Raw genomic sequence first — 15,084 nt, 5'->3', positions numbered from 1 at the left:
AAGAAAATAAAGGAGTTCTTGTTTTTATGGGGAATATTTATGACAGGAAATCCTTTGTAAAGGCAGGAACAAAATAAATGCAGAAAAATTCAATGGTGCTCGACATTCTTTTTTATGTTGTGCTCCCTCTTGTTGTTTGGAATTACGGCCGGGATGTGCTCGGCGATTATTTGGCGATGATCCTGTCATCCGTGCCTGGCATCATCTATACACTGTACCGCTTCTTCCAGCTGAAGAAAGTCAATTTATTCGGCCTCTTCCTTCTCTCGAACCTGGTGATCGGCACCATGATCGATGTAATTGCCGGGTCAGCCCTCCAGCTTTTATGGAATAATGTCATTTATTCTTATGTGCTGGGCTGCCTGTTTTTGTTGACAATTGTGCTGAAAAAGCCAGTCTTCCTCTATTTCACTCTGGATTTTATGGAATTACAGGGAAAAGACAGAGGCAGCATGAAGGAAGTTTTCTTTAAAAGCAAAACCTTGATGATCTTCAGTCTGATCACGGCGGGCTTTGCTCTGAAGTTCATTCTTCTCGCCTCCATTAAGGTCTGGCTCATTGGAAAATACGGCGTCGATGCCTTTGACCAGGGAATCGTTCTGAGGCAGATTTTGAACTGGGGCTTTACCATTGTATCGGCAGGCGGTTTTTATTTTATCCTGAAAGAAATCGGAGCGCTGAACGAGCATTCTGATACACCCATAAGCCAGGACAGCCCTTAGAGCTGCCCTGGCTTTATCATTTGCACATGTGCCTGATGGACGCGGATCTGGCAGGGAGTCGCCGAATACACCTCTCCATCCATATCTGCCTCCATCCTCTTGTCTGCCCTTACTTGTATTTCCTTCCCTTTATAATGAAGGATGTTCTCGTTGTCTTCTATGCTGTCTTCTGTAAGTGCTTCTTTCATTAAAGCAAGATTGGCATCTTTCACAATAAATATATCAGCCAGCCCGTCATTATAATAGAGATTCCTGAAAGGCAGTTCATTGGTCCCTATATAATGGCCATTGGCCAGGAGAATCATGACAGCATCCTCCTCTATCTCCGTCCCATCAACAATAAGAGACGCATGGAATGGCTCCATTTCCTTAATCGTCCTCAAGGTACTCAGGAAGTAGCTGATCCGCCCGAACAGGTTTTTTTCTGATGCCTTGATATTTTCCGAAGCTTCCGCCACCAGGCCGATGCCCCAGAAATTGAGAAAATAATCCTCGTTTGCCTGCATGACGTCAACCGGCTTCATTTCTCCTGCAACCATGCTAAGCGCCGCATCACGGATATTCTGGGGGATGTTCAATGTTCTTGAAAAATCATTGCAAGTACCTCCAGGCAATATGCCAATGGCCGGCCGGGTCTCGAGCGGCGCCAATCCATTGATGCATTCGTGTACCGTCCCGTCTCCGCCCAGGATGAAAACAACATCCACTTCAGATCCATATTCCCTGCAAAGCTCCCTTGCATGCCCTTCCCTTTTGGTTGGCAGCAGAACCAGTGAATCCAGTTCTGCAGACAAAATCGGAACACAGGCTGCCAGCGACTTTTCTATATTTTTTTGCCCGGCATTTCCATTGTAAACAAGCATACCTTTTCTAAATTCCATCCTGGCCAAGGCCCCCTTTTCCGAACAGTGTACTGCTATTACATTTTACATTTACCCAACTTTTGATGTTTCAATTATTATTGATGTATAAATTGATGAAAGGGAAAAAGTATCTATTTTTATATGAGCTGGATTGGATTATATTGTATTTAAGAGAAAACAAGGAGGAGTACGAATGGATGCAATACGGTTCCTGCAGGGAGAGCGGATTTATCTGCGGCCCATCAGTACTGATGATACGGATATATATGTGAAACTGCTCTATAATGAACAGTCAAGAAAGCTCACCGGTCTGAAAAAAGCCTTTTCGAAAGACCAGATCTTCTCTTATATTAAAGAAAAAGCGGAGGACTCATCTTCCATCCTCTTATTGATTGTCCTTGATGGAACGAATGAAGTGATTGGTGATATCGCCCTTCAGGATATAGACAGCACCAACCGCAATGCCAATATCCGTGTGAACATCAGTGAGGAAGAGAACCAGGGGCGCGGCTACGGCAGCGAAGCAATGGAGCTCATGCTTGGCTATGCTTTCGGTGTGCTGAATCTGCACAGGATCGAGCTGAACGTTTTTGTCTATAATGACCGGGCACTCCATGTCTACGAGAAGCTTGGATTCAAGCAGGAAGGCGTCCAGCGCGAGGCTTTATTTTACGATCACCAGTACCATGATTCCATTATGATGAGCATTCTGGAGGATGATTACCGAAGAATTCATCTGGAGGAAAAATAGACCGGGCAAAGCCGTGCACTCTGCACGGTTTTTTAAATAGGAAAAATTCACAATTTCCTGATTGACTTTGCGAATGAGCGGGAGTATTTTATAGATTATAATCAACTTGAATTTCATACCTTTGCTGAATCTTATGTTAAGAACGGGGGAACCAATATGGCAGGAGGCTGTCTGCGCCTGCCCGGGGTGAATCCTGGCGCAGGCCAGGAAGGAAGCTCTCAATTCCTAATCCGGCAGCTAACTCCGTAAGCATATTGAGAGAAAGGCCAATAGACATATTGACCATTCTTTTCCGTGGATAAGAATGGTTTTTTTATGGCCAAAAATAAATTTACTTTTCACCATCTGAGGAAAAAGGAGCTCTACCGATCATGAAGCGAAAGTACCTGAATATCACGCCGCCCCAGCTTTTGACCTTTATATTTTTGTTTTTTATCCTGCTGGGGGCAGCTTTGCTTAAGCTACCCTTTTCAACAGTCCAAGACGTCTCCTGGATTGATGCCCTGTTCACGGCCACCTCGGCCATGACCGTGACAGGCTTGACAGTGGCTGATACGGCATCAACCTATACTCTGTTCGGCCAGACTGTCATCATGTTTCTTATCCAGCTTGGAGGTCTTGGCATCATGTCCTTCGCTGTGCTGATTTACTTGATGCTCGGAAGGAAAATCGGGTTCAAGGAGCGTCTCGTCCTGCAGCAGGCTTTGAACCAGACGTCGGTCGGCGGGGTCATCCGCCTCGTGCGCTATCTGTTTATTTTTTCCTTTACAATCGAGGCCATCGCTGTGTTCTTTCTCTGCCTGAGATGGGTTCCGAAGTACGGATGGTGGGATGGCTTCTATTACAGCCTCTTCCACTCTGTTTCTGCCTTCAATAATGCCGGCTTCCAGCTCTGGCCGGATGGCCTGAGCCAATTTGTCGGCGACCCTGTCATCAATATTGTGATTTCTATGCTTTTCATCATCGGGGGACTTGGATTTACCGTACTGGCCGATCTGTGGAAATCAAAGCAATTCAGAAGGCTGTCGCTCCATTCCAAAATGATGATTGTGGGCACCTTTGCAGTCAATATCGTGTCAATGGCCATCATCTTTTATCTTGAATACAATAATCCGCAGACCCTCGCCCATCTGACCAGCTGGGAAAAGCTTTGGGCATCCTATTTTCAGGCTGTATCGCCCAGAACAGCCGGTTTCAATTCCGTTGACATCGGCGGGCTTGAGGATGCAACCGTCCTGTATATGCTGCTGTTAATGTTTGTGGGCGCGGGGAGCGCATCCACCGGCGGCGGAATTAAACTGACGACCTTTATCATCATTATCATGGCTGTCATCACGTTCATACGCGGCAAAAAAGACATCGTCATTTTCCGCCGCACCATCAGCGTCAACTATCTGACAAAAGCCTTGGCCATCTCGATGATTTCCATCCTGTTCGTCTTTATCGCCATCTTTTTCCTGACCATCACGGAGGATTTGCCATTTATTAAAATTATTTTCGAGGTTGTATCCGCCTTCGGAACCGTCGGCCTGTCCATGGGAATAACTGCCGATCTGTCGGAAATCGGAAAAGAAATCATCATCTTTATCATGTTCCTGGGCAAACTCGGCCCGCTCACACTCGCCTTCTCCTTTGCCAAACAAAAACCGGAAAAGATCCGGTATCCTGGTGAAGATGTATTGTTGGGCTAGGGAAAAGCTGAGGGCGATTGCCTAAGTTAATTAATAAGGCGGCACCTCCTTATTATCGGCAGAATGCACACAACAAAACCAGGCCAGAACTCATTGTTCCGGCCTGGTTTTTAATATAATGTGTTAAGCAGCCTTCTACTCCAGCTTAAGCTTCACCTCTCCCTCTATCCAGGAAGGAAACGCTGATAATTCGAGTCTGATGGGATTCTTATACTTGGCAGGATCTTCCTCGGATAAGGCCAGGCCAACCTCCTGATAGAGGCCTTCGCTTCCGCGGTAGAATGATCTGCCGCCATACAGGTCCCTGCCTTCTGCATCTTTTGCAGCTGCAAAGAGCTGATGATTGTATTCTTTCCCTGCGCGAACCTGGACAGAGAGATCTGCACCATTTAAGACTGCACCCGACAATTTATTGCCCTTTGGCTGTTTCACGATCTCATTTGTTTCAGTGTTAATGACCACTTCCGCATCCTCTTTATCCACGGCCATCACTTTATTCAGGGCCAGATACAGCTCCTTCGGTTCTTTAAAATAGTTGCTTTGCAGATAAATAATATGCTCAGTTTCCTTTATTTCCTGTGCAGTCACGCCATTGGCAATGCCAGACCAGTCTTCTCCATTCTCATCAACAAGCCGCAAATCATCGAGAGCAAAGATTTTCTTGCTGTTCTCCGAGTCAAATGCCACATGGATGGCCACGCGCAATGGATAGATGGTGACATCCTTGAATGTGATATTCTGTCCCTCAATGGATACAGTTTCATTTAAAGGATATATTTTTTTCTTTACTGTCGGGCTTTCAACCGGAAAATCAATTTCGAATGTTTCTGTGCCATTCTTTGTTTTGATTTCTGCCGCTGCCTTAAACTCTTTCCCTTTCAAGTCTTCACTGAATAAATAGTCCACTGTTCCATTGACAGACTTTACTGGTTCATCCGTGTAAGAGCTGTCACCAGAACCTGAAAAACTGACAGGAAGCTCTTCGCCATCACCACCAGTGATATGAATACTATTTGTATGAAGCACCTGCTTCTCCTCTGACTCAACTGTGTAAAATACAACCAGCCCCCGTTCATCCCGTATAGCACCATCAAGAGTGACCCGGATTCCGTTTTTTTCCTGGAATATGCCGAGCGGCTGCATATAGTCATTCTCCACGGCGGATATCCAGCCCTTGTCATACCGGATGAGGTCTACCAGCTTTTCCATACCCGGCATTTCTGCGACATAATGGGCAAAGGCCGGGGAAACTCTGATGCTGGTCAAAAATCCGAGCAATAGCAGGGCGGCCGCAACACCGGGCAGCCAGCTCCTTTTGATGAACCGCTTCTTCGGGGAAGCAGCTTTGGCTTGCCGGAAACCTCTCATGATTGCTTCCTCCAGCCGTTCATCCGGCACAGGTAATTCCTGATACCGCTCACCTATGGCTTCAAGCTGGTTTTCTTCTTTATCAAACATCCGTCTTCCCCCCGCTTTCCTCGAGCTTCTCCCTTAATGATTTCAGCGCCTTATGAAGCCATGTTTTTACAGTTCCTTCCGGCCGGTTGTACAGGGCAGCCACTTCCCTGATTTTCAGATCGTGGAAGTATTTGAGCATCAGCAGTTCACGGGAACGGTTATCGAGCGACTCCATTGCATCCTGGACCTCGAATAGAAGAGTATCCTCTTCTCCGCCTGCTGCGAGGAGCAGCTGTTCGTTATATACAAGCCTGTTTTGCTTCTTGAGCCTGTCGCAGCAGTAATGAATCATAATACGGATGATCCACGTTTTGAAATAGGCAGGCTGCTTCAAATCTTTTATGCTCCTGTAAGCCCGGAAGGTTACTTCCTGCACGGCCTCAAGAGCTTCTTCCTCATTTCGCATATAGGCGAGTGCGGTTTTGTACAACTCCGCCTTACAGGAACGGATGATATCAAGAAAAGCCTCATCATCCCCTTTTATGGCTTTGCGGACAATATGCTCCAAGCTGATCGATCCCCCTCTTGTTTTCCTGAATATTAGACTGCTCCATAGGAAAAAGGTTTTGCTTTTTCAAACTTTATTTCCATTTCAGCTGCCTGAACCCTGTTTATCTGCTAACTCACTGGGTAAATGTAAATATCTATGTTAAGGAGTGGATCTAGTTGGATAATAATTATGCATTTTGGAATGGCTGGAATGGCTATCTGAACCAGCTTCCCGACCTTTTGCTGGCATTAGTCGTCCTCCTGTTGGGATGGATCATTGCAAAGGCGGTTGAAAAGGCGGTCCTGAAAGGCCTCCGCAAAACCAATCTTGATAACAAACTGTTTGCCGAGTCGGGAAACAGAAAGTATTCCCCTGAGAAAATCATAAGCAAAATCGTTTATATTCTCATCCTCATTTTTGTCTTTATTTGGTTCTTCAATATCCTAAACTTAAGCTTCCTGGCTACTCCGCTAGTAGGCATGTTCTCGACAATTACAGGTGCCATCCCAAGCATTTTAAAGGCAGCTTTGATCCTGCTGGTTGCCTGGCTGGCGGCATCCGCCCTCAAGTTTCTCATCAAGCGTGGAGGCAGAACGCTTCGCGTCCATGAAACACTGAACAAATATAAATTCATTAAAGGAGATCACGACTCCTCCAATATCGTCGATAAAGCTGCCAATATTGTATTCTATCTGGTCCTGCTGATTTCCCTTCCTGCCGTGCTGTCAGCCTTGAATCTCGAGGGAGTCTCCGGACCGTTTGCCAGCATGCTCAATGATATTCTGGCTTTCCTTCCTAAACTCCTTGCCGCTGCCCTTATTCTGTTTATCGGCTGGTTCATCGCTAAGCTGGTCCGTGATATTGTCACGAGCTTCCTGCAGAGCATCGGTACGGAAAAGCTTGTCGGGCGTTTCGGCCTGTCCAAGCTGTTTGAAGGGACCACCCTTTCATCTGTTGCCGGCTATATTGTTTTTGTCTTCATTATGATCCCGGTCGTAATCGCGGCACTCGAAGAATTGGATCTGGAAGGAATATCACAGCCTGCGATTGCCATGCTGAACGATGTCCTCACCATGATCCCGAATATCATTGTCGCCATCGCCTTTATTCTTGCGGGCATCTGGCTCGGAAAATGGGTCAGGCAGATGGTTGCCGGCCTGCTTGAACGAATCGGCGCAGACTCATATTTTAATAGCATTGGATTCAAAAGAAACAAAACCGGGGCTGCTAAAAGCGGGATTTCCCAGCTGATAGGCTATATTGCCCAAATCATTGTTGTCCTCTTATTTGTTGTACAGGCTCTGAACCTATTGAAGCTCGACTTCCTTGTCACACTGGCAACCGGTGTCATAGCCTATCTGCCTCATGTTCTTGCAGCCCTTGTCATTCTGGGCGCAGGATTATGGCTCGGAACCCTGGTAAAGAAGCTGCTTTCAAGCCTGCTGGAAGGCCCTCATTTCCGCCTTCTATCATCTGTGGCGCAATATGCGATCGTAGCCGTTTCCATCTTTATGGCCCTGGACCAGCTTGGCGTCGCCCATTCTATCGTCAATTCTGCCTTTATCCTTATCCTCGGCGGACTGGCTCTCGCCTTTGGCCTTGCCTTCGGATTGGGCGGAAGGGACTTTGCTGCTAAGTACCTGCAAAAGCTTGACCGTAAAATTGAGCAGACGAGCATCAATAAAGATGCCCGCACCACCCAAATTAAAGAATCAATGACTCCAGATGCCTCTATGGGCAAACAAGCTGGAGATTCAGACCCTGCCCGGCCGATGACGCCTGACAGTGATGATCCGATAAATCCGGAGCATAATCGTATGAATGAAAACAGAGATGAATAGCAACAACAGAAAAGAGGAGTTTTTTAAAGCATGAGATGAAGCCGGCCTCCTGCGGAAGCCGGCTTCTAAAAATCATTTTAGGAGAGCAGATTATGAAAACAATTCAAAAAGCCTTGCTGAAAAAAGAAGATATGACCAACCCTGATATTGTGCCTGCCTGGGTCATCGAAGAATATAAGACCTTCCATCAAACTGTCACAGACAAGACCTTCCCCTGCTATTTCGGCATGACTGCTGAAAACCGCGGGGAGCTGCGCTATGCGTATATTTCACAGGACGACTGGTCACAGCTTCCGAAGGCGCTGGAACAGTTCATTGACCTATTTGATGCCCCCAAGCTTATCCGCCATGGGCTGTTTGTGTTTGTGGAGCCGGAAAAAGAAGAGAAGGACATTCCTTACTACCGCGAATATTTCTGGAACATCCTGCAGTATCTTCATGATCAGGATGAAAAGCCTTGGCCAAAAGATTATCCTGAGGACCCGGACCACCATCTATGGGCATTCTCTTTTGCAGAAGAGCCATTCTTCGTGTTTGGAAACGCGCCTGCCTATAAACAGCGGAAAACAAGGGATCTCGGAAACAGCCTTGTGCTGGGCTTCCAGCCGAGGAGAATCTTTGAGGGGCTTGAAGGCACTTCTAAAGGAGGAATCATGTCCCGGGAGAAAGTCAGGGAACGAGTGGAAAAGTGGGACGGACTGCCAAAGCATCCGAATATCAGCCACTATGGAGACCCTGAACATAGGGAATGGAAGCAATACTTCATCGGCGATGACATTAAGCCGATCGAAGGGAAATGTCCCTTCCATTCTAAGTGATAGAATGGGTCAATAATTTAAGCAAACAGGTTTCACTTTCCTTTTAAAATGGTATCACTATATTAAAATATCATTAAGAAAGGAATAAAAAAACATGGTACAAGTAACTGTAACCGTTAATCACGGCGGAAAAAACTATATGACAAATGTAATCGCACATAGAGGGACTCAAGAAGAGGAAATTGCCCGCCTTGCACAGAAACAGGTGCAGAGACAATGGCAGTCAGCCAATCTAAAAAAGTGAAGCGTACACCGCTTCACTTTTTTAAACCCCCCATTTAATATAAACACCCAGTGCGATGATCGAAAGCAGAATGACTACTGCATAAATCACAGTCAGGTTGACCGTATTTTTCCTGGCTGACTTTGAGTAGTCAGCATCACTTTTGCCGGCCAGCATAAGGGTAAAAATTAAAGAAAGAATGATTATGGCGATAACGATGATTAATCCCAGCTTCATGTTCGACTCCCCGCTTTTGCAGAAGGCTTTTTAATAGATTTCCCTTCAACTGTATATCATTAGTGTATCACTTTATATTTAATTCGTTCCCCATTTATATATAAGTTTCACACAAATATCACCTTTTAGTTTGTTCGAATCCCGCTGACATCAGCGCCTGCTTAAGATTTGCCCTTGTCGGGATTTCCCGGAATTCTATTCCGAGAGCCACGATCGTCTGGGCGATTTCCGGCCGTATTCCGGTCATCGTTGCCTTCACGCCGATCAGGTTTAATGACTTTACAATCTGAAACAGATTATGGGCAACCATCGTATCTATCATCGGTACGCCGGAAACATCAATGAACAGCTGCTTTAATTGAAGCTCTGAGCTGTTTTTCAGGCATTTTTCCATAATGAATTTTGCGCGCTCTGTATCCACTTCCCCAACGAGCGGAAGAACGGCAATATCCGCTGAAATCGGCACAACCGGAACGGACAGCTCCTGCAGGGCAGTCCGGGCTACTTCTATTTTCCTCGTGCTGTAGTTCATGTAAATATTACTGAATATATACGCGACCTCATCCAGGAGCGGGTTGATGATTTTGCTGACATCAAGCATCGTGACAGCAGCAAATTGATTTTTCTCCAGCTCCTCAGTGAAGATGTCCCAGATAACGGAACGGAACAGGGACAGCACACGCAGGGATTCGTCCAGGGGAACGCCATTCTCTATCGCAGTTTCTCCTGTTTCACGGGCCCATTTTTCAATTTTGCGTCCGCTTTCCTCCTGATCCATATATAATGACTCACCCAGAATCTGAATCAAGGCTTTGCGCCATTCAGCTATCTGCTTTCTGGCAACAGTCGATTTCTTAAGCTTTTCCTTATAGAAAGGGCATTCCCGTTCAAATATGTGATTGACGAGCTGCTCTTTGCTCTCTACTATTCTTGTGCCAATCTTAAGCAATTCGTTCCTCAATGCAATCCCTTCCCCCATGAAAAAGTCTGACAATTATATCATAGCATTTCCCTGCAGTAATGCAATGCTGACCTCCTGGCCCCGCATGAAGCGGCTCTTTGGCATATATTTCAGGCGGGCTTAGGTTTATGTCTTTTTCACATAAGGGTATGTATTCTACTAGAACAGTTTTTAGATAAATAAGGAGGAATGAACATGGCAGATGATAATAAACGCGTAGTGGGCTCATATGCAACAGAGGATGAAGCGGTTGAAACAATTGAACGGCTGAAAGCGGAAGGCTATCGGGCTGAAGACATTTCGGTCATCAGCAAAAACCGTGATGATCTTGATGCCGTGAGTGAAGAAACCGGGACGAAGACAGAGGAAGGCCTTGCGGCTGGCGCTGCTGCCGGCGGAGCATTGGGCGGGCTCACAGGGCTGCTCGTGGGCATCGGCGCCCTTGCAATCCCTGGAATTGGACCGATCGTTGCGGCGGGTCCGATTGCTGCAACACTGACCGGGGCAGCGGTTGGTGCCGGGGCAGGCGGACTTGCAGGAGCGTTGATCGGCATGGGCATTCCGGAAGAGGAAGCCAACCGTTATGAAGCAGAGGTAAAAGAGGGCAGAATTCTGATCCTCGTCGATCCTGACGATCGGAATCGCGACCGCCTGACGGATGATGAAACAATCTTCACCGGAGGAGCTGTCAATGATGCCCGCCGTACTGACGAAGATTTCGTTGGCACAACAGACAGGAATACAGCCATCCGGGCAACGGACCAGGAAGATAGGTATGACAACTATATAGTCGATCCGCTTAATCCGGGTGAACTGGATAAAGGCGAAAGTGCATTCCAGGACCACAATGATCAGAAACGCCCATATACGGATGATAATATTGACCCCAATACCCCTCTAAGCGATAAGGTGGTAAGCAATCCCTTTGCAGATGAAGACAGGCTTAGAGATGAAGTGAACCGCGATTATACTGACCCGCGCCAGCCAAATTCAGACTATCCTAAAGGATAAGGGCTCAGCTGGCCAACAAGGACCTGGCAGACTAACCCGCCAGGTCCTTTGACTTTTTCATTTTGCCCTGCTGAATACACTGAAAAGGTTCATGATATAATAGAGGCAATCCGCATGTTGAAAGGAGAAATAGTAATGAGGGACCATATTTTTTCCGGATTTATCGGCACCTACACAAAAGGCGACAGCAAAGGCATCTATTCTTTTGAATTGAATACAGAAAACGGCAGGATTGAAAACATCAGGCTCGCCGCAGAGCTTGAAAACCCTACATATGTGACAATCAGCGAAGACAAAACCCGCCTTTATTCTGTCGTAAAGGAAGGGACGCAGGGCGGCGCCGCTGCGTTCTCCATCAGTGATGGCAGCGGGCTTACAGAACTGAACCGCCAGCTGTCTGACGGTGCGTCTCCATGCCATATCAGCGTAAATAAAGATTCAAGCCTTGCAGTGACAGCCAATTACCATAAAGGTACGATTGAAGCCTACGGACTGACTGGGGACGGTTCCCTGCTTTCAGCTTCATCGGTTGCCCAGCATGAGGGCACAGGGCCAAACGCAGACCGCCAGGAAAAGCCGCATGCCCATTATGCAGGCTTTACGCCAGATGAGAGTTATATTGCCGCCGTTGACCTGGGGACAGATGAAATCATTACCTATGAATTAAATGAAGGGCAGCTGAAGGAAGCGGCCAAACTGGATGTAAAGCCTGGCAGCGGACCGCGGCATCTTGTTTTCCACCCCGAAAGGAATATTGCCTATGTCATGACAGAGCTCAGCTCCGAGGTCCTCGTGCTCGAATACAGCCCGAATGACGGCAGCTTTAAAGAGATCCAGACCGTACCGGCCATCCCTGAAACATTCCGCGAAAATAACCAGGGAAGCGCCATCCATATTTCCTCTGACGGCCGCTTTGTCTATGCAGCCAATCGCGGACATGACAGCATTGCTGTCTACTCAGTAAACGAGGAAACCGGCAGGCTGGAGTTCATCGAGCATACCTCCACTGAAGGAAACTGGCCGCGCGACTTTGTGCTTGATCCTTCAGAGAAATATATTGTCGCTTCCAATCAGGAAAGCGGCAGTCTCACCCTGTTCGCCCGCGATGCACAAAGCGGCAGGCTATCCCTGCTGCAGAAGGATGTTTCTGTTCCATATCCTGTTTGTGTGAAATTCTTATAAGAAGCTTTTTAAAAGGGGTATGCCCTGTTAACAAAATATTCATAAGCGCATGGATGTTAATGTCCATGCGCTTATTATATGGCGCTGATCACCATGTCGGCTGTACTGTTACCTGGATGAAAAAGAGCGTCCTATATAAGAAAGCAACAGGCTTCTGATACACGCCAAAAAAAATCCTGCACTGGCAATGAGGGCCAATGCCAGTAGAACCCGTTCATTAATAGGCAGCTCAAAAATAAGGCTCATCCCCAGCAAAAGGATACATAGCAGGCTATTTACTCCAAACAGAATACCCCAAAGGATATCTTTAACATTTTTATAAATCCTGCTTCCATTCAAGTATTTGATATAAAGGAAACAAACCATACATGCACCTGTCATGAAAATCACAGTCTTTATAAAAGGCAGGGAGGTACGTTCTTCCCAAGGCATATCAATTATGACCATGTTAACGTAATAAGTTAGATTAAAAACAATCATAAAGAGGACAGTATAAACAAACACCACCCACTCACTTATATAAATGATAGGCATAATAAACTTCTTTAACATGGTTCCTCCAGTGATTATGAGCCGGGCTATTTTCTTTCTATCGTAACAAAATCACTTTGACTTTTCATGTTTTTCCATATGCATAGAACTGAGCTGGATGCCAAAGCAGGTTCTATTCTTTCTCATGTTACATAACCATATGCTATAATAGGATTAAGTTACATTGGAGGTGAGTTAATGAAAACAGTCGGTGCAATAACTGATAAACAGAAGATCCTGATTATGAAGGAATGGCTCCAATCCCGCTCATCCCGGGACTATTGCTTGTTACTGCTTGGCATCAACACCGGAATACGCATCAATGACCTGCTTCATCTCCGGGTAAAAGACGCCGCAGATGAAAGCGGAAATATCCTGCCCTATTTGCATACCTCTGAAGCTTGCTTCCCCCCTATTTATTTCAATCTGCAGGTCCGTGAAGCCCTCCATACATGCATCCAGGAGAATGACCTCAAATGGGAAGACCCGCTCTTTAAGTCAAGGAAGTCCCATAATTCAATCACGAGGGTACAGGCGTACCGGATTATTAATGAGGCTGCCCGGGCCGCCGGCATTGAAGAGCCTGTCGGCACACACACACTAAGAAAAACCTTTGGCTATCATGCTTATTCAAAAGGCATTGCCGTGTCACTCATCCAAAAGAGGCTCCAGCAATCCTCCCCATCAGAAACCTATAGCTATCTGGGGATTTCACCTAAGAACCCTCCATCTGTCACTCTCGACGTCAATTTATAGAAAAGGAGCTGATAAATAATGATTAATGTTTTGCATACAGATACATTCATTCTGCTTGCGGCCATCCTGTTCATCACCGGTGTGCTGACGACTAAATTCTCCTCGCGGCTCGGTGTTCCTTCCCTCGTGCTGTTTATGGCAGTCGGAATGCTGATGGGCAGCGACGTACTGGGCATCATTTATTTCGACAATGCCCGCACAGCCCAATTGATCGGTGTCCTCGCCTTGATCATTATCCTGTTTGAAGGCGGCCTGCAGACTAAGTGGAAAACACTGCGCCCTGTCGTCCTCCCATCCTTGTCACTCGCCACTCTCGGCGTCATCCTCACATCCGGAATTGTTGCAGCCGCAGCGAAGTTCATTCTGGGGACAGGCTGGCTTGAATCGATTTTATTCGGAGCCATTGTCGGATCAACAGATGCTGCTGCCGTTTTCGCTGTCCTCAAGGATAAGAATATCGATGAACGGATCGGCGCAACTCTTGAAGCAGAATCTGGCTCCAATGACCCGATGGCTGTCTTCCTGACAGTCGCCATGATTGAATTAATCACCCTTCCGGAAGCAAGCATCTGGTCGCTGATCGGAACTTTTTTCCTCCAGATGAGCATCGGCCTTCTGTTTGGCCTGATTTTCGGCAGATTGGCCGTCTTTGCCCTTAACCGCATCAATCTTGATTCTGGCGGCCTCTATCCTGTTTTTGCCACAGCCTTTGCACTCTTAACATATGGTATTACAGCCTTTGCAAGCGGAAGCGGGCTCTTGGCCGTCTATATCGCTGCCATTATCATTGGAAACATGGAGCTTGCCTACAAGCATACCATCTTCCGCTTTTCTGAAGGATTTGCCTGGATGATGCAGATTATGATGTTTGTGATTCTCGGCCTGCTGGTGTTCCCTTCAGAGCTGTTCAGCCTGGATATCTTCCTGAAAGGCATTGCCATTTCTGCGATCCTCATATTGATCGCAAGGCCTGCAGCCGTCTTCTTGTCCACTATTCGGATGGGATATAAAACGAACGAACTTATTTTCCTTTCCTGGGCTGGACTAAAGGGTGCTGTCCCTATTGTTTTGGCCACCTTTCCCCTTCTTGCAGGAATTGAGGGAAGCCAGCAGATCTTCAATGTCGTGTTCTTCGTCGTCCTGACCAGCTGCCTTATCCAAGGCTCAACCATTACAGCGCTCGCAGCTAAACTGAAGCTGACCGGTCCGAAAAAAACGACGCCCATGCATTCGCTTGAGCTTGTGTCCATCGGAAAAGCCGATGCAGAGATGATTGAATACGAAATGGAGGATGATGCCCAGATCATCGGGCAGACCCTGATTGATATCCCGTTTCCAAAAGGTGCGCTTGTGAATGCCATCATCCGCAATGATGAACTGATCACACCGGCCGGCAGCACCATCATCCTTCCAGGGGATGTTCTGTATATCCTGGCAAGCCGCAAAAGCAAGCCGCAGCTCAAAAAGCTTCTCCTGCAGAAAAAAATAGAAGAAGCGGCCGAGCCGACTGCATAAGAGAGTCCCGCGTTCACCCGGTCCATCAAAAAAA

General features: G+C 46.8%; 16 protein-coding genes and 1 riboswitch. Of the genes, 10 read left to right on the top strand and 6 right to left on the bottom strand.

Translation table 11 applies throughout. The annotated features are described in order from the left end of the window. The first annotated feature begins 77 nt into the window (after nt 1–77). Nucleotides 78–722, top strand: a complete 645-nt coding sequence (locus tag ACQCVH_RS22730) for a VC0807 family protein (protein WP_426837872.1) — start codon at nt 78–80, stop codon at nt 720–722. Here ACQCVH_RS22730 and ACQCVH_RS22725 read toward each other — a convergent pair. Further along, nucleotides 719–1,603: a diacylglycerol/lipid kinase family protein gene (locus ACQCVH_RS22725; protein WP_426837871.1), complete on the bottom strand. Its 885-nt coding sequence runs from the start codon at nt 1,601–1,603 to the stop codon at nt 719–721. The genes ACQCVH_RS22730 and ACQCVH_RS22725 overlap by 4 nt on opposite strands. Before the next feature lie 175 nt (nt 1,604–1,778). On the opposite strand from ACQCVH_RS22725, the gene ACQCVH_RS22720 reads away from it, so the two are divergent. Together ACQCVH_RS22720 and ACQCVH_RS22715 are read left to right on the top strand one after the other, a co-directional pair. Continuing rightward, nucleotides 1,779–2,336, top strand: a complete 558-nt coding sequence (locus tag ACQCVH_RS22720; RefSeq protein WP_426837870.1) for a GNAT family N-acetyltransferase — start codon at nt 1,779–1,781, stop codon at nt 2,334–2,336. A gap of 112 nt (nt 2,337–2,448) precedes the next feature. Next, nucleotides 2,449–2,602: riboswitch (cyclic di-AMP (ydaO/yuaA leader) on the top strand. Between the two features lie 105 nt (nt 2,603–2,707). Next, a complete protein-coding gene (locus tag ACQCVH_RS22715; protein ID WP_426837869.1) occupies nt 2,708–4,027 on the top strand; it encodes a TrkH family potassium uptake protein in 1,320 nt (439 codons plus the stop codon). Between the two features lie 135 nt (nt 4,028–4,162). Here ACQCVH_RS22715 and ACQCVH_RS22710 read toward each other — a convergent pair whose 3' ends face one another. Further along, on the bottom strand, nt 4,163–5,485 hold the full coding sequence (locus tag ACQCVH_RS22710; RefSeq protein ID WP_426837868.1) for a DUF4179 domain-containing protein: 1,323 nt from the start codon (nt 5,483–5,485) through the stop codon (nt 4,163–4,165). Then, nucleotides 5,478–5,993, bottom strand: coding sequence for a sigma-70 family RNA polymerase sigma factor (locus tag ACQCVH_RS22705; protein WP_426837866.1), 516 nt, complete (start codon nt 5,991–5,993; stop codon nt 5,478–5,480). Before ACQCVH_RS22705 ends, ACQCVH_RS22710 begins: the two co-directional genes overlap by 8 nt. Nucleotides 5,994–6,151: 158 nt before the next feature. Here ACQCVH_RS22705 and ACQCVH_RS22700 point away from each other — a divergent pair, with 158 nt between their 5' ends. From ACQCVH_RS22700 to ACQCVH_RS22690, 3 genes are all read left to right on the top strand, one after another. Further along, the gene (locus ACQCVH_RS22700; RefSeq protein ID WP_426837865.1) at nt 6,152–7,816 is read left to right on the top strand and encodes a mechanosensitive ion channel; all 1,665 of its coding nucleotides are present in this window, start codon (nt 6,152–6,154) and stop codon (nt 7,814–7,816) included. Nucleotides 7,817–7,908: 92 nt separating this feature from the next. Then, nucleotides 7,909–8,634, top strand: coding sequence for a YqcI/YcgG family protein (locus ACQCVH_RS22695; protein ID WP_426837863.1), 726 nt, complete (start codon nt 7,909–7,911; stop codon nt 8,632–8,634). A 94-nt stretch (nt 8,635–8,728) separates the two neighbouring features. Beyond that, entirely contained in the window at nt 8,729–8,878 is a 150-nt protein-coding gene (locus ACQCVH_RS22690) for a BA3454 family stress response protein (RefSeq protein WP_426837862.1), read from the top strand. 21 nt (nt 8,879–8,899) lie between these two features. Here the strand turns inward: ACQCVH_RS22690 and ACQCVH_RS22685 are convergent, their stop codons facing one another. Together ACQCVH_RS22685 and ACQCVH_RS22680 are read right to left on the bottom strand one after the other, a co-directional pair. Next, entirely contained in the window at nt 8,900–9,094 is a 195-nt protein-coding gene (locus ACQCVH_RS22685) for a hypothetical protein (RefSeq protein WP_426837861.1), read from the bottom strand. 118 nt (nt 9,095–9,212) lie between these two features. Further along, nucleotides 9,213–10,055, bottom strand: a complete 843-nt coding sequence (locus ACQCVH_RS22680; RefSeq protein ID WP_426837859.1) for an STAS domain-containing protein — start codon at nt 10,053–10,055, stop codon at nt 9,213–9,215. Nucleotides 10,056–10,250: 195 nt separating this feature from the next. Here ACQCVH_RS22680 and ACQCVH_RS22675 point away from each other — a divergent pair, with 195 nt between their 5' ends. Both ACQCVH_RS22675 and ACQCVH_RS22670 read left to right on the top strand, forming a co-directional pair. Continuing rightward, complete coding sequence (locus ACQCVH_RS22675; RefSeq protein ID WP_426837858.1) at nt 10,251–11,066, top strand: general stress protein; 816 nt, start codon at nt 10,251–10,253, stop codon at nt 11,064–11,066. A gap of 135 nt (nt 11,067–11,201) precedes the next feature. Continuing rightward, nucleotides 11,202–12,248, top strand: a complete 1,047-nt coding sequence (locus ACQCVH_RS22670; RefSeq protein ID WP_426837857.1) for a lactonase family protein — start codon at nt 11,202–11,204, stop codon at nt 12,246–12,248. A 108-nt stretch (nt 12,249–12,356) separates the two neighbouring features. Here the strand turns inward: ACQCVH_RS22670 and ACQCVH_RS22665 are convergent, their stop codons facing one another. Further along, the gene (locus ACQCVH_RS22665; protein ID WP_426837856.1) at nt 12,357–12,800 is read right to left on the bottom strand and encodes a hypothetical protein; all 444 of its coding nucleotides are present in this window, start codon (nt 12,798–12,800) and stop codon (nt 12,357–12,359) included. 177 nt (nt 12,801–12,977) lie between these two features. Between ACQCVH_RS22665 and ACQCVH_RS22660 the strand changes: the two genes are divergently transcribed. Together ACQCVH_RS22660 and ACQCVH_RS22655 are read left to right on the top strand one after the other, a co-directional pair. Beyond that, entirely contained in the window at nt 12,978–13,535 is a 558-nt protein-coding gene (locus tag ACQCVH_RS22660; protein ID WP_426837855.1) for a tyrosine-type recombinase/integrase, read from the top strand. Between the two features lie 18 nt (nt 13,536–13,553). After that, on the top strand, nt 13,554–15,050 hold the full coding sequence (locus tag ACQCVH_RS22655; RefSeq protein WP_426837854.1) for a potassium/proton antiporter: 1,497 nt from the start codon (nt 13,554–13,556) through the stop codon (nt 15,048–15,050). Nucleotides 15,051–15,084 lie beyond the last annotated feature (34 nt).

The organism is Bacillus infantis (assembly GCF_050107595.1).
GTDB lineage: Bacteria > Bacillota > Bacilli > Bacillales > Cytobacillaceae > Bacillus_AB > Bacillus_AB infantis_C.
This window is presented reverse-complemented; position numbering and strand designations above follow the sequence as displayed.

What these genes read in the sequence shown, in the direction of transcription:
- ACQCVH_RS22685 (WP_426837861.1), bottom strand. Translation starts at nt 9,094, where the DNA reads ATGAAGCTGGGATTAATCATCGTTATCGCCATAATCATTCTTTCTTTA.
- ACQCVH_RS22690 (WP_426837862.1), top strand. Translation starts at nt 8,729, where the DNA reads ATGGTACAAGTAACTGTAACCGTTAATCACGGCGGAAAAAACTATATG.
- ACQCVH_RS22715 (WP_426837869.1), top strand. Translation starts at nt 2,708, where the DNA reads ATGAAGCGAAAGTACCTGAATATCACGCCGCCCCAGCTTTTGACCTTT.
- ACQCVH_RS22665 (WP_426837856.1), bottom strand. Translation starts at nt 12,800, where the DNA reads ATGTTAAAGAAGTTTATTATGCCTATCATTTATATAAGTGAGTGGGTG.
- ACQCVH_RS22670 (WP_426837857.1), top strand. Translation starts at nt 11,202, where the DNA reads ATGAGGGACCATATTTTTTCCGGATTTATCGGCACCTACACAAAAGGC.
- ACQCVH_RS22675 (WP_426837858.1), top strand. Translation starts at nt 10,251, where the DNA reads ATGGCAGATGATAATAAACGCGTAGTGGGCTCATATGCAACAGAGGAT.
- ACQCVH_RS22660 (WP_426837855.1), top strand. Translation starts at nt 12,978, where the DNA reads ATGAAAACAGTCGGTGCAATAACTGATAAACAGAAGATCCTGATTATG.
- ACQCVH_RS22725 (WP_426837871.1), bottom strand. Translation starts at nt 1,603, where the DNA reads ATGGAATTTAGAAAAGGTATGCTTGTTTACAATGGAAATGCCGGGCAA.
- ACQCVH_RS22730 (WP_426837872.1), top strand. Translation starts at nt 78, where the DNA reads ATGCAGAAAAATTCAATGGTGCTCGACATTCTTTTTTATGTTGTGCTC.
- ACQCVH_RS22720 (WP_426837870.1), top strand. Translation starts at nt 1,779, where the DNA reads ATGGATGCAATACGGTTCCTGCAGGGAGAGCGGATTTATCTGCGGCCC.
- ACQCVH_RS22655 (WP_426837854.1), top strand. Translation starts at nt 13,554, where the DNA reads ATGATTAATGTTTTGCATACAGATACATTCATTCTGCTTGCGGCCATC.
- ACQCVH_RS22710 (WP_426837868.1), bottom strand. Translation starts at nt 5,485, where the DNA reads ATGTTTGATAAAGAAGAAAACCAGCTTGAAGCCATAGGTGAGCGGTAT.
- ACQCVH_RS22695 (WP_426837863.1), top strand. Translation starts at nt 7,909, where the DNA reads ATGAAAACAATTCAAAAAGCCTTGCTGAAAAAAGAAGATATGACCAAC.